Below are 20,741 nucleotides of genomic sequence, written 5' to 3'. Positions count from 1 at the left end.
TTTTTTGTAATGCTTGGACTGGCGTTTTTTAAGCGGCAAGAAGGGTTTGCAGTATGGCCATGTAAGCAGGTGCAGTCTGGTCTCAGCCATGCTTTATTTGAGGTTAATTTAGTATCTGTCAAAGGCTTAGCATGCTTCTTGCCTTTGGATCAGCGTTTTTAAATGAATCCGGGCCGCAGCCAGGTGTTTTGTTTTTATGGCAGTCAGAATATTTAAATGGTCTTAACCTTGATGTAAATCATCAACTTTGTAAGTTGGGCTGGCCTTCCTTTTTTATGTTAACGATAATCATTATCGATAAAACACAAGGCAAACCCATTGCAAACCCTTATTTCAGAACCCAATAACTCTCAAGCTATTGCCACTGCCTTCAGCGAGCGCCGGGCCTTAATGCCTTTCTGGGGGCAGCAAGCACTGGGTGCCGAAGCCTGGCCTTCAGCCTGGCAAGAGATAAATCAAACCCCTTTGCCTGCGAATTCTTTGGCCTATGTGCATATTCCTTTTTGCGCTAATCGCTGCGTATTTTGTGGCTTTTATAAAAATGCATGGAAAGAAGAGCACGGCACGCCCTATGTAAACCGGGTGATTGCAGATTTGCAGCATGCCGCGGCCAGCCGGGTGGCTGGTGGCTCGATTGCCGCCGTGTATTTAGGCGGTGGCACACCCACGGCGCTATCCGGCCCGGATCTGGCGCGCTTGCTGCGTGCCTTGCAGCAGTATTTGCCGCTGACTGATGATTGCGAAATCACCGTAGAAGGGCGGATATCACATTTTGATCGCGCCAAAATCGACGCTTGCCTTGAGGCAGGGGCGAATCGTTTCTCGATAGGCGTGCAAACTTTTCATACGCCGCTGCGCCGCCGTTTAGGCCGCAAACATGGTGGAGAAGAGGCGGCCGCCTATCTGGCTGCACTGGCTGCCGGGCAAGAAGCCGTGGTGGTGGCCGATCTGATGTTTGGCCTGCCGGGGCAGGATGAAGCCATCTGGGCGAATGATCTGGATGTAGCGCTGGGCCTGGGTTTGGATGGCATCGATGTCTACGCCTTTAATCTGTTTCCCGGCCTGCCTATCCAGCGCATGCTGGAAAAAGGCGTGTTCCCGCCTGTGAGCGGCCTGCCTGCGCAGCTTGGTTTTTACCAAATGGCACTGGATCGCTTTGCCGCAGCAGGCTGGCAGCAGCTATCGAACAGCCACTTTGGCTCTGCCCAGGGCAGGGAGCGTAATCGCTATAACTTAGCGATTAAATCAGGCCATAGCTGCCTCGCTTTTGGCTCGGGTGCTGGTGGCAGCCATGCGGGCTATGCCTATTCAATTGAATCAGATTTAGCGCGCTATCTGGATGCACCATCACCTGCAATTGCCCGTGTCTCCCGTTCTGACCCAAGTCAGCACTGGGTTGCGGCGTTGCAAGGCAGTATCGAAACAGGCCGGATTGACGCATCAATCCTGCCTGCTGCATGTCTGCCTTTGCTGCAAAGCTGGCAGCAGCAGGGCTTGATTACTCTGCTGCAAAATTCGCTGTGGAGCATCGCCTCACTGGCCCGCTTCTGGGGGCCAAGCATGGCGCGTGCTTTGGTCGATTGCTCTGTTGTAAAACCCACCCCTGAATCATAGAGGGCACAGAGAACACGCAGGAAAGCATCTTTTTAGTGCTTTCGGCACGGTGGTTTTGATGCGGGAATCCCCCGCTGGGGACTCACTTTCTTGAACGGCCAAGAAAGTAAGCAAAGAAGGCCGCCCCGGCCAGCATGAACCCCTCACTGCGAACAGCGGCGGCTGCGGGATTCGCTTCGCTCAAACAGGATCAAAGAAACCCCGCCCCGCTTGTTTCTCGTTTCGGCGTGCTGCAAGGGGACTTTAAAAAGCCCCCTGCCAAGAGCAGGGATAGGTACCCAGATTATTGGAATTGAAACTACTCAAAAGCTTATTGGGAACACTTCATTTATGCGCTGTTTTTCTCCTTGAAACTCTGTGTTTCAAGGGTGGGTTTTTCGGCATAACAATTTGTTAACTATTTTGGAAAAAATTATGAACAACACTCAATCTTTACGTGAACGTCTTAGCAAAAACCCTGGCGTGGTGCTGGAAGGCTTAGCCACCGCCGCAGCAATACCAATGAATGAGGTGATTGAATGCCTGCCCGCTGCAATGTGGCAGCGCCTTGCTGGTGAAAAAATGGCTGAGTTATTGCTGGAAATGGCCAGCTGGGGCGATGTGACGGTGATTATGCACAGCAGCGATGTCATTATGGAATTCACAGGGCCGGTTCCTTTGGGAGAGTTCAGCCACGGTTTTTTTAATTTACCCGGGCCAACAGGCTTGCACGGGCATTTAAGAGTGGGTAATTGCGGTGCAATTTATGCGGTAGAGCGCCCCTTTATGGGCCGCGATACGGCCTCTGTGCTGTTTATCAATCACGAGGGCGGTGTGATGTTTAAGGTGTTTTTAGGCAGAGATAGCCGTGGTGAAATCTCCGCCAGCCAGCTTGAAGCACTGCACCGATTCTTTGCAAAGGGCGAAGATGTTGCTGGCTCAAAAGTAGGATGAGCATTATTTGGGCTACAAGGTATCGAGGGAATGCTGTAATGTTTAAATGATGATGATTGTTATTTACAATTTTAAAAGGCCATTCAAGTGATACACGATGTATTGATTTTTGGCGCCAGCAGAGGGTTGGGGCTTTGTCTTGCAAAGGCCTGCATTTTGCGTGGTAAGAAGGTGGCCGCCATGGTAAGGGCCGGGAGTGATACTGCGGCTTTAAACGTGCTTGGTGTTTCTTTGATCACGGGGGATGCTTTCAGCCTGGATGACTGCATTGCCGCCATTAAACAGGCTGGCGCAAAACGGGTGATCAGTGTTTTGGGCGGTAAAAATGCCGCAGGCCAGCGGATTGATGCCACAGGCAATTTGAATGTGATTAAGGCCTTAGAAGCTGCGGCCCCCCAAACAAGGTTTTTGCTTGGCACGTCTTTAGGCTGCGGTGATCAATGGGATTCTTTGGCAGAAGGGGCTAAGCGGATGTTGGGCGAGGCGATTAAAGCTAAAAACCAGGCCGAGCAGTGCTTAGAGCAAAGCGCTTTAGCATGGGTGATTGCAAGGCCGGCAGGCCTGAGCTATCAGCCTGCCACTGGCCAATATCGGGTGCTGGCAGGGCGTGATGATGCGGGCAATTATCTGCCCAGAGCAGACGTTGCCAGTGCCATGCTGGAAATTTTTGCTGAGGATGAGCGCCTTCATAAAGCCTGGACCATTCTGGGGCCGGCAGATCCTGTCTGATTCTACTTAACACTTGTTGGCTGGGCACAGCCCAGCTGCCGCTCATTTATAAGCATGGATCTTAGGGCGGGTGTAACCCGATGTGTGCAAATCAAAATAAAAAAGACCTTGTTAGTGCCTTCGGTACGTTGATTTTGGAGCGGTTGGCCACCGCGGGGGCCTTCCTTTTTTGAACGGCCAGGAAACGAAGCCAAGCGACAAACTCAAAAACACGAGGGCCCCTTCGCTGCGGACAGTCGGCGGCAGGCGGGATTGGCTCGCTGCCTCGCTCCCTGGCCGAAACCCCGCCCCGCTTGTTTCTTGCTACGGCGTGTTTCAAGGGGACTTTAAAGCACCGTGCCGAGAGCATAGTCATCATCTTTTTTCTTTGTTTGCTACTAAAAACCAAATTGGTTAGCGCACATGGGGTTTCACCCGCCCAGAGAGATTCACCGATTTGTCACCACCATTCATTTGCTAAGGCACACATGTATAAAAAAATCCTCCCCGCCCTCTGTGCGGCGCTTGTTTTAGGCGCATGTGCCAACAGCCCGGCCAGCACGCCATTTGCCGGGAAATCTTATGTGCTGATGGGCGAAGTGCACGATAACGCCCTGGGGCATCAGGCGCGTTTTCAGGCTTTAGAAAAAGCCGTGCAAGCAGGCTGGCGCCCGGCAATTGCCATGGAGCAGTTTGATGTGGAACGCCAGGCCGAATTAGATCAGGCGCGTTTGGAGCAGCCGGATAATCCTGATTATTTAATTCAAAAAATCGGTGGCAAGCGCTGGGATTGGCCGCTTTACCGGCCGGTGATCGCACTGGCCATGCGCTACGATTTGCCGGTTATTGCGGCTAATTTATCGCGCCAGGATGCATCTGAAGTGGTGAAGTCCGGCCTTTCTTCGCTGCCTGATGCCAAAGAGCTGGGGCTGACTCAGCTACCTGCGGGTTTATTGGCTGCTCAGCGTGAAGAAGTACGCGTGGGGCATTGCAATAAGCTACCGGAAAACTTACTGGATGGCATGGCGCTGGCACAAATCGCCCGCGATGCGATGATGGCTAAAGTCATGAAGCCTTACCAGTCGCGGGGTGTGGTACTGCTGGCGGGCAATGGCCATGTGCGCCGCGATATGGGCGTGCCGGTTTGGCTGCCTGGAACACTGTCTGTGGGCTTTGTTGAAGGCAGTAAGCAGGGGGCATTTGATCAGGAGCAGCTGATTGCTCCGGCAAACAGGGCGGATCCCTGCGCGGGTTTCTAAGCCTGCCATGCCGCGGCTTTGTTTGAAACCAGCACGGCCCTTCAATTTCTTCTTTTCAATTAAACATTGCAGCAGAGGATTTAAATGATAAATAGATTTTTTGGCTGATTGTATTAATCCCTAAGCAAATGTTAAAAAAAATCGTACTGAAGCCTTAACTTCATTACGATTTTTTTTATGCTTGTAACAATAAGAGTCTTGTTGTAGAAGCAAAATTTTAGATCTAGGATTTAGTATGGGATAAGAATGTCTCTTAATGTAATGGCTATGCATCAGTTGCCGATTTGAAGCGGCTGATAGCATATCGCTTGCTGTTTTTGCATAGGGTTTGTAGTCATATACATTAGAATTTAGTAATATACGGCGCTGAATCCGGTATTCTCCAATTTAAATCGGTTTATTGCACTGAACAAGCCGCAACAAATATCGGCTTAAATTGAAATAAACACTTGTTTTTTTTAAGCCATCTAAAACAAATTGAATGATCAGCTGCACCTTTGTGCATGATCTTTAGATGGCATAAAGGCCTCGTTCTTACTGGGCGCAGCGCATGGCAGATGATGTTTTGCTGCGCAGTGAAATTCTTAAAAAGTTGAGGCATGCTTTGGGACTAGAAAATTTGAAACTGCGCGGAAGGGTGTCACTCCAGTTTGCCGTTACTGCTACTTTTATCATTATGCTGGCATTAACGCTGGGTTCGATTATTAGTTTGCAAATGCGCAATCAATCCAAAATGCTTAAAGATTTAAGCAGCAAAGTGATTTCGGCTGAAGTAGCGGCTGTGCGCAGCGATTTAAATGTTTTTTTGCGTGCCCCGGCGCTGGCCAACCGAATGGTGGCCGTGCTGATGAGAGAGCAGTATTCGCCTTTAGATAAGGATTTATCACAATTTGAAGTGCCGTTTGCCCATATTTTGGGCGAGATTTTCCCCGATCAGAAACAACTGAGCCTGATTTCATTTGGCTCTGTGCATGGTGAATATATTGCAATCAGCCGGGAGATTTTAACCAATCAATTTTCTCTGCTGCTTAAAGACAGCAGAACGAATGGTTATTTAAATTTTTATAAAGGTTTGCAATCGTCTGATCCCATTTTAAATCAATTTGAACATTATGATCCAAGGCCAAGGCCATGGTATGCCCCGGTTGGAAAAAGTAAAAAACCATCCTGGACAGCGGCTTATCAGGATTACGATGCAGTACAGGGGATTACCGTTTCTTTCAGCAGCCCGCTATATGATGGGGCTGCTAATTTTATTGGCGTTGTGGCCAGCGATATTAAGCTGGATAATTTTGATGGCTATCTGCGGGCCAGCCCTAATCTGGGCCATGGTGCAATTTATATTGTTGGGGAAAATAACGAGCTTATTTCGCACTCTACCCATGAAGACCCTTTGCCCCGCATGCCCTTATTAAAATTGCCAAATCAGGAAAGTGCCAAGCTGCTTAAACCTAAAGACAGCTCAAATCTGATGGTAAAAACCAGTGCGCCGCTTTTATTAAAAAAAGATGTGAAAGATTTCGAATTTAATCTGAATGGTGAAAAAATATATGGCCGTGTTTCTCCGGTAGTGGATGGTAATGGTTTAAATTGGCGTATTGTTGTTTTAATCCCGGAGCGTGATTTATTAGGCACGCTTAAAAAAGATATGCTGATTACCTTTATTATTGTATTAAGCATTGGTTTGTTTGCTGCTCTGGTGGCATGGAAAACCATTGCCAGCATTACAAAGCCTATTTTGCTTGCAGCACAAACCGCCCGGCTTTTGGCAAAACAAGAGTGGCAGCCTACGATTGCTGGCGGGCTGCAGCTTAAAGAAACCAAATTACTGGCCAATGCATTTGATGAAATGTCGAATGCTTTGTCCTGCTCTTTTGATCAGCTTAATTACCGTATCCGCCATGATCATATTACCGGGCTGCTGAGCAGGGAAGGCTTGCTTGAGGAAATGCTGGAGCTGGTTAAAAAAACGCCAGATATGAAATGGGATGCTTTGTTTTTGATTGGTCTGGATAATTACCGCAGTATTCACGACAGTATTGGTTATGAACAGGGCGAAGAATTGCTCTGTGCTATTGTCAATAATCTGAAGCCGCATTTGCCGGAAAAAGCCTTGTTTGCCCGTGTGGCAGAAACAGAATTTGTGGTGTGCCTGCCTGTCGATTTTAATCAAACCAGCCTCGATCATTTAATTAACAGTTTTCAGGGCAGTTTTTCGCAGTCTTTTAATTTGCAATATGATGAGGTTTTGATTACAGCCAGTTTGGGTGTAGTCTGCGCCCCTTTTAACCATGACGATTTGATTGAAAATATGCGCAATGCCAGCATGGCACTGAGTAAGGCTAAAGAAAAAGGCCCGATTTCTTATGAAGTATTTCAGGGCAGCATGGCTGAGCAATCAGCTAAAAAAATACATTTAATTGCTGAATTAAATGCAGCCATAGAAAAAAATGAATTCAGAATCTATTTTCAGCCTGTTGTCAGTTTAAATGACAGCCAGGTGATTGGGGCAGAGGCTTTAGTGCGCTGGCAAAGCGGCCAGCGTGGCTTGGTTGCACCCGGTGTGTTTATTCCCTTAGCTGAAGAATCAGGTTTGATTTTACAAATTGGTAATTGGGTGTTGCGTGAATCATGCCGCCAGATTGCCGGGCGTTTAAAAAATGGCTGGGCCAGTGATTTTGATGTGCATGTCAATGTTTCTGTGCGGCAGCTGATTCAGTCTGATTTTTATCAGAATCTGGAAAACATCCTGCTTGAGTATCATTTGCCCCCCCATAATTTAACGCTGGAAATTACTGAATCTATTTTGATTGAAGACAGTAATGTGATTGCCACTTTGATTGGGCGGATCAGAAATCTGGGAGTATCTATTGCGATTGATGATTTTGGTACGGGCTATTCATCGATGTCTTATTTGCATCAGTTTGCCTTTGACTGCCTGAAAATTGATCAGTCTTTTGTCAGCCGCTTTTTGGATAATCATAAGAGCGAAGCCATTATTTCCGCGATTATCCGCCTTGCTGCAGGGTTTGATGTGCCTCTGGTGGCTGAAGGGGTAGAAACCGCCGAGCAAGCCCAAAGATTATACGAGCTGGGCTGCCAGCGCGCGCAGGGCTACCACTTTGGCCGCCCCGCGCCTTTGGAAGAATGGCCGCAAGCGTGGTGTGGCACGGGTAAAGCAGGGCCGCTTGCCTGAACGCTGAGGGCCATGGCGTTTTCATCTTTATCCGGGTTTAACATGCTTAATTGACCGGTTGATGCCTGCACAAAGCCCAGCCTGTCGAGCAGTTTTTTAGAGCGAAAATTGCGCTGTTTCAAAATAGCAAAATACTGCCTGATCCCATAATGCCGGGCTAATTCTTGCAGTACGATACTGACTGCCGCCCGCGCAATGCCTTTGCCCCAATATTGGCTCGATAATTCATAAGCAATAAGGGCGTGCTGGCCGGTAATCGTAGCCTGCACATAGCCCGCTGATTGCTGTGACGTATTAAGCCTGATCACCCAGTTCAGCCATTGTTCATTGCCATCGGGGGATCTTCTGGTTTCCTGCCTGCTAAAGCGGGCACGCAGCCAGTCTGCAGAAGGCGGCGGTGCATTTTCAAACTCGTAAATGGCCGGATCGCTCAGCACGGCAAACATTTCATCTGCATGGGCTGCAGCTTGCGGTTCTAAAATCAGATCGGTGGTGCTCAGCGCTCTCATGCTTACCAATCCCTTTTGAGCAGCGCGTATTGCAATAAATCATGGTGCTGCCCATGCCAGAATCCTGCTTCCCTGAAGCAGCCTTCCTGCACAAAACCAAGCGACTCCAGTGATTTAATCGAAGCCCTGTTTTGCGGGTGTACCTGTGCCTGGATTCGATTAAGCGCCATATTTTCAAAGCCCCAGGTAAGGATAGCCAGCAAAGCTTCGCGCATCAGGCCCTGGCCCCAGTGGCTTTGTGCCAGCTCGTAGCCAAGATGGCAGTGCTTTGCATTTTTATCCCACTTAAACATCCCGCAGCTGCCAACAATTTGCCCCTGATATTCAATGCCCCAGCGCGTGCCAGGATTGGGCATGGTGCGCCAGCTTGCAAAAACCTTAATCAACTGGCTTGCTGCAGCAAGATCCGCCATGGTATCGCAGCCAAACCAGCGCATGGCGTCTGCATCACTATGAATGGCAAAGATCGCTGGCGCGTCGTCCTCCACCAGCTCGCGCAGGTTTAAGCGCGGGGTTTGAATGACAGGGAAGAGGGGCTGAGTATGATCAGGCAACAAGTAAGCCCGCCGCATTTAATCTTTGTGCAATCGAATCCAGATCGCCCTCATATTCCCAATACATCACCCGGCCATGCGATGAGCTGACCAGCAGATATTTTTCGGTAACAGATTGAATTCGCTCAATCGCGATCAGTTTTTCTAAGAAAGGTTCATCATGGAATTCTTCGACGATTTCCTTGTTCTCGGCGGTATAGCCGTGAACCAGCATGGCGGTACGAACTCTTAGTGCGATGTATTTCATGGGGTGTCCTTGGGTATGGGTTTGTTGCCCATTTTCAGGGCAATTTGCGCGACGCGCATACCTAAATAATGCGCAGTCATTAAATCAATGGCATTCACTTGTCCATCATTGCTTTGTGCTGCGACCCCTAGCTGAGTGCCCAGCCGGTTACGGCCTTGTTCGTCATAACCTCCAGGAATATCCACGCCACACCAGAGCATGCCGTGCTGAGCCGCCAGCACGCTCAATGAGAGCAGGGTATTAAATTGATCCCCGTTTAAGTTGCTGCCAATGGTGAAACCTGCTGCGATTTTATTTGCCCAGGCGCGCTGGCTCCAGCGCTCCCCCGAGGCATCGGCAAACGCTTTAAATTGTGCCGAAGGCCCGCCCATATAAGTGGGGCTGCCAAAGATAATCGCGTCAGCCTGATCGAGTTGCGCCCAGATTTCTTCATTTTTAAAGCGCCCGGCAATGATTTCTGTACCGCTGATGCGGTAAACCGATGGCGTGGCCAGCTCCTGAGCACCGGCAAAAATGGCATCAGCCAATTGTGCCGTCGTGCCGCTTGCTGAGTGGTAAATAATGACGATGGATGGCATGGGGTTGAACCTGGTGATTTTTCAGAGTTTAGGTTTGATGAAGTGGCAGTGCATGTCGGGTAACGCATAGCTAAACGACCTGCAAATACGATGTCCTGCAGATCCGCAGGCCGGCTTAGCGGCTTTATCGCGTAACCCGACATGGGCTGCTGGCTGGATTCAGCTTTCTGCCGGGCTCGCTCCTGCCTTGCCCTTCCTGTGCTTGCTAAGCCACTGCACAAAATCATCCACAAAGGTAAATACCACTGGCACCACCAGGAGGCTGAGCAGGGTGGAGGTGATCAGGCCGCCGATTACGGCAATGGCCATGGGCGATCTGAAGCTGGGGTCGATGCCGATGCCCAGTGCAATCGGCAACATACCTGCGCCCATGGCAATGGTGGTCATGACGATGGGGCGGGCGCGTTTTAAGCCTGCGTCCATCAGCGCGTCAAAGCGGCTCATGCCGTCCCGGCGGGCGACGATGGCGTATTCGACCAGCAAAATGGAGTTTTTGGTGGCGATGCCCATGAGCATAATCAAGCCAATCAGCGTGGGCATTGAGAATGAGCTTTGCGCGATTAAGAGCGCCAAAAATGCGCCGCCAATCGATAAAGGCAAAGCCGCCAGAATGGTGACGGGCTGCATAAAATCTTTAAACAGCAGCACCAGCACCATATAAATGCAGAGCACGCCAGTGAGCATGGCAATGCCAAAGCTGGCGAAGAGTTTTTTCATTTCTTCTGCATCACCAAAGGCGGCACGCTCTACCCCCTTGGGCAGTTGCAGCAGGCTGGGCAGCTTATCGACTTCTGCGCTCACATCCCCTAGCGAGCGTCCGCTCAGCTCGATATCAAAAATCACGTCTCTTGCCCGGTCGTAGCGGTCAATCTGGCTGGGGCCGGAAGACAGCTCAACGCTGGCTACTTCGCTCAGCATCACATCGCCATTTTTGCCCGGCACTTTCAGCAGTTTGATTTGTTCTAAATCTTTGCGCGTGCTGTCGGGCAGGCGCACAACGATGGGGATTTGCCGCTCGGGCAGATTAAGCTTGGCGACCTGGGTATCAAAATCGCCGACCGTAGAGATACGAATGGTGTCCGAAATACTGCTGATGCTGACGCCTAAATCGGCCGCCCGGGCCAGATCCGGCCGGATGCTGACTTCGGGGCGCACCAGGCTGGCGCTTGAGGTCACCGCACCCACGCCTTGAATGGTGCGCATATCGCGTTCTACATTTTGTGCGGTGGCAACGAGGGTTGCCGGATCATCACCCAGCAAAATCAGCTGAAATTTTTCACCTGATCCGCCCAGACCCACACTCAGGCGTACGCCTGGAATATCTTTAAGTAAATCGCGTAAGCGGGATTCAATGATGATTTTTTTATCCCGCTCTGTGCGCCCGCTCAGTGTTAAGGTGAGATTCGCTTTGTTGACTTCGGTAATGCCCGCAGCAAAAGGATCGGCACCTGCGCCGCCGCCGCCAATGGCGGTATAGATGCGGATCACTGATTTTTCGCTAGCCAGCAGCAGGCGGGCGCGCTCGGCTACGCTGCTGGTTTCTTCCAGCGTGGCACCGGGCGGTAATTCAATTTTAACCAGCGTTTGCGACCGGTCATCGGGAGGAATAAAGCCGGTGGGCAGCAGCGGCACCAGCATCAGCGAGCCTATAAAAAACAGCAAAGAGAAGACCGTTGTCAGCTTGCGATGCCTTAAACACCAGTGCGCCAGCTTTAAATAACCCTGCATCATGCGGCCATCTTTATGCTCATGGGTGATGGGTTTGAGCAGGTATGCCGCCATCATTGGCGTAAGTAATCGCGCCACAATCAGGGATGCCATGACCGCCAGCGCGGCTGTCCAGCCAAATTGCTTAAAGAATTTTCCGGGTACGCCCGCCATAAAGGCGGTGGGCAAAAACACGGCAACAAGGGCAAATGTCGTGGCAATAACGGCAAGACCAATCTCATCCGCCGCTTCCATGGCGGCCTGATACGGTGATTTGCCCATGCGTAAATGGCGGACAATGTTTTCGATTTCTACAATTGCGTCATCTACCAGAATCCCGACAACCAGCGCCAAAGACAGCAGCGTGACCGTGTTCAGGCTGAATCCCAGGTAAGCCATGCCAATAAAGGCCGGCAAGATAGAGAGCGGTAAGGCGGCGGCAGAAACCAAGGTGGCGCGCCAGTCGCGTAAAAACCACCATACCACCAGCACTGCGAGCAGGGCGCCTTCCCATAGCAGCTTCATCGATCCGTCAAAGGATTCCTGCACCGGCTCGGCCATATTGTAGGCTTCGGTAATGGTGAGGCCCGCATTGGCGGCTTTGATCTTTGCCAGCGCCGCGTGAATGCCTGCGGCGACTTCAATTTCGCTTGCTCCGCGTGAGCGGCTGATTTCAAAACCCACCACAGGCTTGCCATCGAGAAGAGCAATCGAGCGGCGCTCGGCTGTGGTGTCGGTAATGGTGGCAACCTGATCGAGGCGGATGCTGCGGCCATCGTTCAGAGGGAGGGTCATCTGGCCTAATTCGCCCGCGCTTTGCACGGTAGACAGCGTGCGGATTGCCTGCTCGCTGCCGATCAGATCGCTGCGCCCGCCGGATGAATCCCGCTGGGTTTGTGCCAGGCTGCGGGAAACCTCGGCGGCACTGACATTCAGTGCCGCCAGCCTTGCAGGATCGATTTCTACGCGAATTTCCCGGTTGATCCCCCCGACGCGGGAGAACTTGCCCACACCGGAAACAGAGCGGATTTCCTTGCTGATTTTGTTATCCACCAGCCAGGAAAGGGCTTCTTCGCCTAAGGTGCCGGATGCAACGGTGAAAACCAGAAACGGCACGCTGGAGAATTCTACCTTGCCGATAATGGGGTCTTTCAGATCGCTGGGCAGATCCCCGCGTACCCCGCTGATGGCATTTCGTACGTCTTCTACGGCTTCATTGGTGGGTTTTTCAAGTACAAATTCCACCGTGAGCATGACGGTGCCGTCTTGAATTTTGCTGTAAACGTGCTTTACCCCTTGTAAGGCAGAAACGGAGTTTTCCAGTTTTCTGGCCACTTCGCTTTCCAGCTGAGCTGGCGCAGCCCCGGGCTGGATGGCCGTTACGGTGACCATTGGCAGCTCAATATCCGGGAAGTCCTGCACCTTCATGCTTTGAAAAGACAGCACACCGGCTAAAGACAGTAAGACAAATAACATAATGGCCGGGATGGGGTTTCTGATCGACCAGGCAGAAAAATTCATTACTTATCCTTAAGGGCGTGGCTTAGGGGGCGTATACCCGTGTACTGTTAGCAAATCAAAAATAACAATGCAGTGCCTTCGGCACATTGATTTTGCTGCGGCATCCCCGCAGGGATTCCCTTTCTTGAACGGCCAAGAAAGGAAGCAAAGCCGCAACACCAAAAGCACGAAGGACCCTCGTTGTGGACCATCAAGGTGGCGGCAGGCAAGACTCGCTCGTGCCTCGCTGTCTCTGGCCGAAACCCCGCCCTGCTTGTTCCTTGCTACGGCGTGTTTTAAGGGGAGATGTAAGCCCTGTGCAACAAGCTGCGATATAAATCCAAATTGCTGGGCTTTAAAATACTGAAACCCTTCAACGTAACTTAATTCAAGCCTTGTTTTTCTCCGTGAAGCGCCGTGTTTCCTGTAGCTTCCGTGTTTCAAAATTTGGGTTTTGTAGTTTGGGTTTCGTTATTTAGCAGCCACTACTTTCACCACATCGCCGTCGGCTAAGAACCCTGCGCCGCTGGCGATGATTCTGGCGTCTTTGCTGATGCCGCTGACGGCCACGCTTTGGCTGTCTTGCCGGCCTAATGTGACGCGCTGCATTTTGACTTTGCTGGCTGCGCCCAGCACAAATACATGGGCGAAGCCGTCGCGCATGACGATGCTGTTGCCGGGCAGGGTGAGCACATCGCCCTGGCCGGTTTGTAATGCGCCTTTGGCAAACATGCCGGGTTTGGCGGTATCAAGTGAGGTATTTTGCAGATCCACATACACCAGCAAATTGCGCGTGCGGGCATCCACGGTGGGGGCGGCTTTGCGGACTTTGCCGTTTACTGACTGGCCATTGGGCAGGGTAAGGCTGACTTGCTGGCCGTTTTTGATCCGCGCTGCATCAATTGCACTGACTTCGGCCCGCCATTCCAGGCGGCTTTGCCGGATTAATCTGAACAGCTCTTGCCCGGGCTGCACAACCGCGCCCACAGTGGCGCTGCGGGCAGAGATCACGCCATCATCCGGGGCGCTTACCTGGCTTTGTTTGATGCGTAATTGCTGCGCGGCAAGGCGCGCTTTGGCGGCTTGCAGGCGGGCTGCTGCGGCTTGTTCTTGTAAGACAGATTGCTGGATTTGCTGGCTGCTGAGTGCGCCATTGCTGTCGAGCTTGCGAATGCGCCCGGCGTTATCTGTGGCTTCATTCCATGCCGATTCTGCTTCTGCCAGGGCGGCTTGCTGCTGAGCCAGCTCGATTTTGAGCGTGTCGCTGGAAAACTGCGCCAATACCTGGCCCCGCTTCACCACATCGCCGATTTGCGCCTGCACTTCGGCCAGTGCATAGCCGCCAATTTCTGCACCAATGACGGACTCTTGCCATGCCTCGATATTGCCATTGGCATTCACGACCACCGGCCATGTTTGCTTCGCTGGTGAAACCACCGTTACGGTCATCGCGGGCCGTGTGGCTTCGGTGGCCTTGGCAATGCTTTTAGGCATGGCAATCAGTGCGATCACCCCGCAAAGCACAAGGCCGGCGCAGATCGCAGTCAGCTTGGGGTGTTGCTTGAGGATACGCATGGGGTGCAGCTCCAATTTATCGGGGGCATTTTGGTGTATTTGTTATCCGGCGTACGGTGCTTCGGGTACGGCCAGATGTTTAATGTTGCTGGTGTAACAAACCGGGTGCTGTGCAGCGGCTTGCATGCCTTGTGAAGCCGGTTCACCTGTTGTTTTGTGTGCTTTTTGTTATTACTGCGCTCTGTGCCTGCTGATCTTTTTGTTCAGCATTATTCGGCGCTTTTCCGCCCAGCGCTTTGTAAAGTGCAATCCAGTTGGCGCTTTGTTCTCTTTGCAGAGTGAGCAGGCGGCTTTGGGCGGCCAGCTCATAGCGCTCTGTTTCTGCTGTTTGCAGCTGGCTGGCGCTGCCGGCTTTATAAAGTGCCTGGCTGGCTTTGAGCTGTACGCGGGCAAGGCTGAGCTGCTGTTGCAGTACTTGGGTGCGGCGCTGGCTGTCATCCAGACGCAGCATGTTTTCTTCTATTTCCCGCACCGCCTGCCTGGCCAGCTGCTGGTAGCTGTGAATCGCTTGCTGATAGCGGGCCATGGCCGCATCTTGTTTTGCGCTCAGCTCACCTGCATTAAACACGGGGATATTCAAGCTGATGCCAAACGACCAGTTTCGGCTGTCTAAATTAATGCCTTCGCTGAGCTGGCAGCCCACGCAAATCATGCCGAGTAAAGAGGCCGATGGATAACGGGCCACTTCTTTGACGGCCACTTCTGCTGCGGCTGTTTCCAGTAATAAGGCGGCGCTTTTAATATCTGGCCGGTCTGCAAGCACTTCGGCCGGGATGCTTTTAACTGCCAGCGCGGGGCGGCCGGGCATCATGCCTGCCTCTGGCGCAAGCATGGTTTTAAGGGCGTCTTCCTGCAAGCCGGTTATGGCGACCAGGGCTTTGAGCGTTACGCCGCATTGAGTCGCGATATCGCTGGCCTGAAAGCGGGCTTCGGCCTGCTCGTGATCACTTTTGGCCGCATCCACAAGGCTGGCCAGGCCCACATCCAGCTTGCTGTGCATCAGTCTGGCGCTGAGGATATGGGATTCTAAAATCTGTGCCGATATGGCCTCTTGCCCTTTGCACGCCCGGTAAGCGGTCAGAGTGTTAGCCAGCTCCGCTGCCAGGCTGGCCGCAGCCTGCTCGTAGGCGTTTTCATTGCTGCTCAGGTTGGCATAAACGCCTTGCCGGGCTGCGGCAATGCCGCCCCAAAGATCAAGCTCCCAGCGTGCATCCAACCCTGCATTGGCTAAGTTTTTAGCTGATTCCGCATTGGGCAGCGAGTTCATCCCGCGGCTATATCCAGCCGTGGCGCTGATATTCGGCCAAAGGTGTGCGCCGATGGCGGCCGCCTCTGCGCGTGCTTCGTTAATTTTGGCCTTGGCCTGCGCGATATTGGGGTGGGAGGCGAGTGTGTGTGCGAGTAAAGTATTCAGGCTTGCATCTTGCCAGCTCGCCCAGCTATTTTGTACAGAAGCACTACTCTGAAGAGGGCTATTCCATTCGGTTGCGGCCGGGGCTAATTCCTGAGGAGTGGGTTTGGGGATATTAACGGCGCAGCCAGCTAGCAGGCTGAGGCTGGCTACCCAGTGCAGTTGCTTGATGGTCAGGCTGTGTAATGCAGGCAACATACAAAACCCCAGGCGACATACGGTTGGAATGATACTATTTTTTTGGCACGATTTATGCCCAGCAGTATGCTAATTGAGTCGCCAGTGTCAGGCAACTAAGGTTTGATTTTTGTTAAGTATATTTTTATTCTTACATGTGAAGAAATATTGTTGCGTGTGCAGTGCATGCTTATGTTTTAATAATCAGGGCTAATCATTTATCTTGCCCCGTGCTGTAAATTTAAATGTGGCAAGCGCTCGCCTGATTTGGCGTCTAATGCTAATCTTCGTGTAGTTTTATTACAGGATTTGTTCGATGGCAAAAGGTAATCTTTTTGTGGTGACTGCGCCTTCAGGTGCTGGAAAAACCACACTGGTCGCAGCGCTTCTTGCCGCAGACCAAAATGTACAGCTTTCAGTATCTTTCACTACCCGTGCCGCGCGCCCAGGAGAAGTAGACGGAAAGGATTATCATTTTGTAAGCCGTGAAGTGTTTGAGCAAATGATCCATAACGGTGATTTTCTGGAGCACGCCGAGGTGTATGGTAATTATTACGGCACTTCGCAAACATGGATTAATACGGCCATTGCGACTGGCCGCGATATTCTTTTAGAAATCGACTGGCAGGGTGCTGCGCAAGTTCGCCGCCTGTTCCCGGAAGCGATTGGTCTGTTTATTTTGCCACCTTCGGTGGAGATTCTTGAGCAGCGTTTGAAAAACCGTGGCAAAGACAGCGATGAAGTGATTGAGCGCCGGATGCGTGTGGCAAAAGAAGAAATCAGCCACGTTGAAGAGTTCGATTATGTGATTGTGAACGAGCATATTGATGAAGCAGTGCGCGATATCGTGAGCGCAGTAAGGGCAGAGCGTCTGAAGCTGCATCGTCAGAGCACGCGTCATCAAATCCTGATCAGCAGCTTAAAAGCGTAATGATTCAGCCTGCTGCGGCAGGCATTGGCCATGCCCGCAGTGCTTGCCTGATGGCGTGATAAGCTGTTTTTTGCGGGGGCCGGGGCTAATCGCTGACGGATTGCATGGTTTTCTGATAGAATAAAGGGTTAGTCGCACGGTTGTGCGCATCATCCATATTATTTCCAGGGACAACGCCATGGCTCGAGTTACCGTAGACGACTGCCTCAACCGCATCGAAAATCGTTTTGATTTGACCTTAGCAGCAGCTTATCGCGCTCGCCAAATTGCAAATGGTTCTACTCCACAGATCGAGCACAATGGCCGTGAAAAGCCAACTGTACTTGCACTGCGTGAAGTGGCCGCAGGTTTGGTTAGCCGCGATATTCTGATTAAGCGCTCTTAAGCTTCTTCCGGCCCGGCTGTATGCCGGGCCTGTTTTATTTTGGGCCCGATTATGGAAATGCTGCTGGCAGATATTGATTTACCCGAGTTGGCGAGTACCGCCCCGGAAGTGTTCGCCGATGCAAATCGCTTTCTTTCCCTGAATACCTCCTATTTAAAGCTGGAAGACCGGCAGTTTCTGGCTGCGGCTTTTTGCTTTGCTGATGCCTCGCACCGGGGCCAGGTTCGCCGCTCTGGTGAGCCTTATATTTCTCATCCGCTTGCTGTCGCCACCATTCTTACCCAATGGAAGCTCGACGCTCAGGCGCTGGCTGGCGCTTTACTGCACGATGTGATGGAAGACAGCGGTGTTACCAAACTTGAACTGACTGAAAAGTTTGGTAAAACAGTTGCCGAGCTGGTCGATGGCATGAGCAAAATCGACAAGCTGGAGTTTCAAAGTAAAGAAGAAGCACAGGCCGAGAATTTCCGCAAAATGCTGCTGGCGATGGCGCGTGATTTGCGCGTGATGCTGATTAAGCTGGCTGACCGCTTGCATAATATGCGCACCATGGATGCTATGCGTCCGGATAAGCAAAAGCGGATTGCCCGTGAAACAATGGAAATCTACGCGCCCATTGCCAATCGTATTGGCCTGAATAGCGCGTATCAGGAATTAGACGATCTTGCTTTTAAATATCTGCACCCTAATCGCTATGGTGTTTTATCCAAGGCATTAAAAGCCGCCCGTGGTAATCGCCGCGAAGTGGTGGGCAAGATATTAGATTCAATTAAAGACAAACTGGCCGCAGCTAAAATTGAAGCCAGCGTAACGGGCCGCGAAAAAAACCTCTATAGCATTTATCGCAAAATGCAGGAAAAACAACTTAGTTTTTCTGAAGTGCTGGATATTTATGCGTTTAGAGTCATTGTCAAAGACGTGCCCACCAGCTATCTCACGCTGGGCGCATTGCATGCTTTGTTTAAGCCAATTCCAGGCAAATTTAAAGATTATATTGCGATTCCCAAAGCCAATGGCTATCAAAGCCTGCATACCACGCTCTTTGGTCCTTATGGCACGCCGATTGAAATTCAGATTCGCTCGGGCGATATGCACCGTATTGCCGATGCGGGCGTGGCCAGCCATTGGATGTATAAAAGCGGCGACGAAGGTTTTTCTGATGTACAGAAAAAAACCCATCAATGGCTGCAATCTTTATTAGAAATGCAAACCGAATCAGGAGATGCGGTTGAATTTTTAGAGCATATTAAAGTCGATTTATTTCCCGATCAGGTGTATGTATTTACGCCTAAGGGCAAGATTTTTAATATGCCAGCAGGGTCCTGTTGTGTTGATTTTGCCTATGCCGTGCATTCTGATATTGGCGACAGCTGTATTGCCGCAAAAATTAATCATGAATTAGTACCATTACGCACCCGCTTAAAAAATGGCGATCAGGTAGAAATCGTTTCTGCTGTGCATGCACGTCCAAATCCATCGTGGCTCACCTTTGTGACTACGGGCAAGGCACGCTCGCATATTCGTCATTTCCTGAAAAGCCTGCGCTTTGAAGAATCTGTATTACTGGGCGATCGTTTACTGGCTCAGGGTTTTGCCAGCCTGAATCAGCCTTTGCAGCAGGTGAGTGATGATGTGTGGGAGCGCTATTTAAAAGAAAATGGCGAGAAATCCCGTGAAGTTGTAAAGGCTGAACTAGGCCTTGGTAAACGGCTGGCGATGGTTGTGGCCAAGCGTTTATTGCAATTGGCCGGTAATTGGCAGGAAGAATTAGCTGGCGGGCGCAAAGTAGCTGCCGTGGCTGTGCGCGGCAGTGAAGGCATGGCGATTCAGTGTGCGCGATGTTGTAACCCGATTCCGGGCGATCCAATTTTAGGTTTTGTTAAAAAAGATCAGGGCCTCGTGATTCATACCCATGATTGCCCGCAAATTGCCCATGGCCGCATTGATAGCGAAAAGCTGATCGATGTGGAATGGGATGCCGATGTAAATCGCCTGTTTGATGTGCCTGTACGTATTCTGGCGCAAAACGACAGGGGTACCCTGGCGGCGATTGCTACGGCTATTGCAGAGGCCGATGCCAATATCACAGCAGTGGCTACGCAAGAGCCTGAGGGCTTTTCTGAGCGCTATATGCAGATTCAGTTTACCTTGCAGGTCAGCAATCGCACGCATCTGGCCAAGGTAATGAAAAACCTGCGCCAGTTGCCTTCGGCCTATCGCATTCAAAGAATGCGTTCATAAGAGCGCAGGGGCATATTTCTTTTTACTTTCTGAACTAAATCATGAAAATCTCAATTAATGGCGAAGCCCGCGAATTTGTGGCCCCTCTTTCCCTGCTTGATCTGATTGATTTGCTTGAACTCAAGGGCAAACGAATTGCGATCGAGCAAAATGGCGAAATCGTTCCTAAAAGCCAGCATGGCACTACTTTTCTAAGTGAAGGTGATGTTTTAGAAATGGTCGTGGCCGTAGGCGGGGGCTGATTATTACTTCGCAGCCCGGGTTAGCGTTGGCGCAGCCCGGTATTGTCTTCATTTATAAGAGGCGTCTATGTCGGATCAATTTCAAATTGCGGGTAAGGCTTACCAATCCAGATTGATTGTTGGCACCGGTAAATATAAAGATTTTCAAGAAACGCGTGCCGCGGTGGATGCTTCTGGTGCAGAAATTATTACGGTGGCTATTCGCCGCGTAAATATTGGCCAGGATGCCAGCCAGCCGTCTTTACTTGAGTATTTGCCGCCGTCGCAATTTACCTATTTGCCCAATACCGCAGGCTGTTATAACGCCACCGATGCTGTCCGCACCCTGCGCCTTGCGCGGGAATTGCTCGACGGGCATAAGCTGGTCAAGCTTGAAGTACTTGGGGACGCCAGCACGCTTTACCCCAATGTGCGCGAAACACTGATTGCTGCTGAAACGCTGGTCAAGGAAGGTTTCGATGTGATGGTTTATACATCGGATGACCCGATTGTGGCTAAAGAGCTGGAAGACATCGGCTGCTGCGCCATCATGCCTCTGGCGTCTTTGATTGGCTCGGGCATGGGCATCTTAAACCCGTGGAATCTGCGCCTGATTATTGAATCGGCCAAAGTGCCGGTGCTGGTTGATGCGGGCGTGGGCACGGCGTCCGACGCTGCCATTGCAATGGAATTAGGCTGCGACGGTATCTTGATGAATACCGCGATTGCCGGTGCAAAAGACCCCGTACTGATGGCCCGGGCGATGAAGCTGGCTGTGATGGCAGGCCGTGATGCATTCTTAGCAGGCCGTATCCCAAGAAAGCTCTACACTGCAGACCCAAGCTCACCGGTATCGGGCTTGATTGCAGCAAAGTAAATTAATAAACCCAAACCTTAAACCACGGGGTTAAGGAGAACACGGAGTCTCACGGAGGAAAACAGTTTTGAATTGAGTTCTTTGCTGGTAAAGCACCGTTGATTTTCTCCGTGTAACT

Annotated in this window: 18 protein-coding genes; 11 read left to right on the top strand and 7 right to left on the bottom strand. The window is 51.1% G+C overall.

Going from position 1 to position 20,741, the window contains the following annotated elements:
- Positions 1–131 precede the first annotated feature (131 nt).
- The 6 genes from HA050_RS01455 (at position 132) to HA050_RS01430 (ending at position 7,710) form a co-directional block, all read left to right on the top strand.
- Positions 132–347, top strand: coding sequence for a hypothetical protein (locus HA050_RS01455; protein ID WP_166821151.1), 216 nt, complete (start codon positions 132–134; stop codon positions 345–347).
- Positions 319–1,614, top strand: a complete 1,296-nt coding sequence (gene hutW, locus HA050_RS01450) for a heme anaerobic degradation radical SAM methyltransferase ChuW/HutW (RefSeq protein ID WP_166821149.1) — start codon at positions 319–321, stop codon at positions 1,612–1,614. Before HA050_RS01455 ends, hutW begins: the two co-directional genes overlap by 29 nt.
- 414 nt (positions 1,615–2,028) lie before the next feature.
- Entirely contained in the window at positions 2,029–2,547 is a 519-nt protein-coding gene (hutX, locus tag HA050_RS01445) for a heme utilization cystosolic carrier protein HutX (RefSeq protein ID WP_166821146.1), read from the top strand.
- Between the two features lie 87 nt (positions 2,548–2,634).
- Positions 2,635–3,276 carry an NAD(P)-dependent oxidoreductase gene (locus tag HA050_RS01440; protein WP_166821143.1) on the top strand — a complete coding sequence of 214 codons (642 nt, stop codon included), beginning with the start codon at positions 2,635–2,637 and terminating at the stop codon, positions 3,274–3,276.
- A gap of 467 nt (positions 3,277–3,743) precedes the next feature.
- Positions 3,744–4,514 (top strand): ChaN family lipoprotein, encoded by a 771-nt coding sequence (locus tag HA050_RS01435; RefSeq protein WP_166821140.1) that lies wholly within the window; start codon positions 3,744–3,746, stop codon positions 4,512–4,514.
- Between the two features lie 637 nt (positions 4,515–5,151).
- On the top strand, positions 5,152–7,710 hold the full coding sequence (locus tag HA050_RS01430; RefSeq protein WP_166821137.1) for an EAL domain-containing protein: 2,559 nt from the start codon (positions 5,152–5,154) through the stop codon (positions 7,708–7,710).
- Here HA050_RS01430 and HA050_RS01425 read toward each other — a convergent pair.
- From HA050_RS01425 to HA050_RS01395, 7 genes are all read right to left on the bottom strand, one after another.
- The gene (locus HA050_RS01425; protein WP_166821134.1) at positions 7,629–8,219 is read right to left on the bottom strand and encodes a GNAT family N-acetyltransferase; all 591 of its coding nucleotides are present in this window, start codon (positions 8,217–8,219) and stop codon (positions 7,629–7,631) included. The two genes, HA050_RS01430 and HA050_RS01425, sit on opposite strands and share 82 nt — an antisense overlap.
- Before the next feature lie 2 nt (positions 8,220–8,221).
- Positions 8,222–8,773 carry a GNAT family N-acetyltransferase gene (locus tag HA050_RS01420; RefSeq protein WP_240928941.1) on the bottom strand — a complete coding sequence of 184 codons (552 nt, stop codon included), beginning with the start codon at positions 8,771–8,773 and terminating at the stop codon, positions 8,222–8,224.
- Positions 8,766–9,020 (bottom strand): hypothetical protein, encoded by a 255-nt coding sequence (locus HA050_RS01415; protein ID WP_166821128.1) that lies wholly within the window; start codon positions 9,018–9,020, stop codon positions 8,766–8,768. The genes HA050_RS01420 and HA050_RS01415 overlap by 8 nt, the downstream gene beginning before the upstream one ends.
- On the bottom strand, positions 9,017–9,598 hold the full coding sequence (locus tag HA050_RS01410; protein ID WP_166821125.1) for a flavodoxin family protein: 582 nt from the start codon (positions 9,596–9,598) through the stop codon (positions 9,017–9,019). The genes HA050_RS01415 and HA050_RS01410 overlap by 4 nt, the downstream gene beginning before the upstream one ends.
- 159 nt (positions 9,599–9,757) lie before the next feature.
- Positions 9,758–12,826, bottom strand: coding sequence for an efflux RND transporter permease subunit (locus HA050_RS01405; protein WP_166821122.1), 3,069 nt, complete (start codon positions 12,824–12,826; stop codon positions 9,758–9,760).
- 450 nt (positions 12,827–13,276) lie between these two features.
- On the bottom strand, positions 13,277–14,380 hold the full coding sequence (locus tag HA050_RS01400; protein ID WP_205836246.1) for an efflux RND transporter periplasmic adaptor subunit: 1,104 nt from the start codon (positions 14,378–14,380) through the stop codon (positions 13,277–13,279).
- Positions 14,381–14,522: 142 nt separating this feature from the next.
- On the bottom strand, positions 14,523–15,989 hold the full coding sequence (locus tag HA050_RS01395; RefSeq protein WP_166821119.1) for an efflux transporter outer membrane subunit: 1,467 nt from the start codon (positions 15,987–15,989) through the stop codon (positions 14,523–14,525).
- A 286-nt stretch (positions 15,990–16,275) separates the two neighbouring features.
- On the opposite strand from HA050_RS01395, the gene gmk reads away from it, so the two are divergent.
- From gmk to HA050_RS01370, 5 genes are all read left to right on the top strand, one after another.
- On the top strand, positions 16,276–16,899 hold the full coding sequence (gene gmk / locus HA050_RS01390; RefSeq protein ID WP_439898213.1) for a guanylate kinase: 624 nt from the start codon (positions 16,276–16,278) through the stop codon (positions 16,897–16,899).
- A gap of 178 nt (positions 16,900–17,077) precedes the next feature.
- Entirely contained in the window at positions 17,078–17,284 is a 207-nt protein-coding gene (rpoZ, locus tag HA050_RS01385; protein ID WP_046351075.1) for a DNA-directed RNA polymerase subunit omega, read from the top strand.
- Between the two features lie 51 nt (positions 17,285–17,335).
- Positions 17,336–19,525, top strand: a complete 2,190-nt coding sequence (locus HA050_RS01380) for a RelA/SpoT family protein (protein WP_099397959.1) — start codon at positions 17,336–17,338, stop codon at positions 19,523–19,525.
- A gap of 41 nt (positions 19,526–19,566) precedes the next feature.
- On the top strand, positions 19,567–19,767 hold the full coding sequence (gene thiS / locus HA050_RS01375) for a sulfur carrier protein ThiS (RefSeq protein ID WP_099397958.1): 201 nt from the start codon (positions 19,567–19,569) through the stop codon (positions 19,765–19,767).
- A gap of 67 nt (positions 19,768–19,834) precedes the next feature.
- Positions 19,835–20,623, top strand: coding sequence for a thiazole synthase (locus tag HA050_RS01370; RefSeq protein ID WP_166821113.1), 789 nt, complete (start codon positions 19,835–19,837; stop codon positions 20,621–20,623).
- The last annotated feature ends 118 nt before the right edge of the window (positions 20,624–20,741 follow it).

It is taken from the genome of Iodobacter violaceini, from assembly GCF_011601265.1.
Classification (GTDB): domain Bacteria; phylum Pseudomonadota; class Gammaproteobacteria; order Burkholderiales; family Chitinibacteraceae; genus Iodobacter; species Iodobacter violaceini.
Note: the sequence above shows the minus strand (reverse complement) of the source record. Positions and strands in the feature narration are given on the sequence as shown.

Coding starts and splice junctions, on each gene's coding strand:
- rpoZ (WP_046351075.1), top strand. CDS start 17,078: ATGGCTCGAGTTACCGTAGACGACTGCCTCAACCGCATCGAAAATCGT.
- hutX (WP_166821146.1), top strand. CDS start 2,029: ATGAACAACACTCAATCTTTACGTGAACGTCTTAGCAAAAACCCTGGC.
- thiS (WP_099397958.1), top strand. CDS start 19,567: ATGAAAATCTCAATTAATGGCGAAGCCCGCGAATTTGTGGCCCCTCTT.
- HA050_RS01400 (WP_205836246.1), bottom strand. CDS start 14,380: ATGCGTATCCTCAAGCAACACCCCAAGCTGACTGCGATCTGCGCCGGC.
- HA050_RS01380 (WP_099397959.1), top strand. CDS start 17,336: ATGGAAATGCTGCTGGCAGATATTGATTTACCCGAGTTGGCGAGTACC.
- HA050_RS01455 (WP_166821151.1), top strand. CDS start 132: ATGCTTCTTGCCTTTGGATCAGCGTTTTTAAATGAATCCGGGCCGCAG.
- HA050_RS01410 (WP_166821125.1), bottom strand. CDS start 9,598: ATGCCATCCATCGTCATTATTTACCACTCAGCAAGCGGCACGACGGCA.
- HA050_RS01425 (WP_166821134.1), bottom strand. CDS start 8,219: ATGAGAGCGCTGAGCACCACCGATCTGATTTTAGAACCGCAAGCTGCA.
- HA050_RS01405 (WP_166821122.1), bottom strand. CDS start 12,826: ATGAATTTTTCTGCCTGGTCGATCAGAAACCCCATCCCGGCCATTATG.
- HA050_RS01395 (WP_166821119.1), bottom strand. CDS start 15,989: ATGTTGCCTGCATTACACAGCCTGACCATCAAGCAACTGCACTGGGTA.
- HA050_RS01370 (WP_166821113.1), top strand. CDS start 19,835: ATGTCGGATCAATTTCAAATTGCGGGTAAGGCTTACCAATCCAGATTG.
- HA050_RS01435 (WP_166821140.1), top strand. CDS start 3,744: ATGTATAAAAAAATCCTCCCCGCCCTCTGTGCGGCGCTTGTTTTAGGC.
- HA050_RS01415 (WP_166821128.1), bottom strand. CDS start 9,020: ATGAAATACATCGCACTAAGAGTTCGTACCGCCATGCTGGTTCACGGC.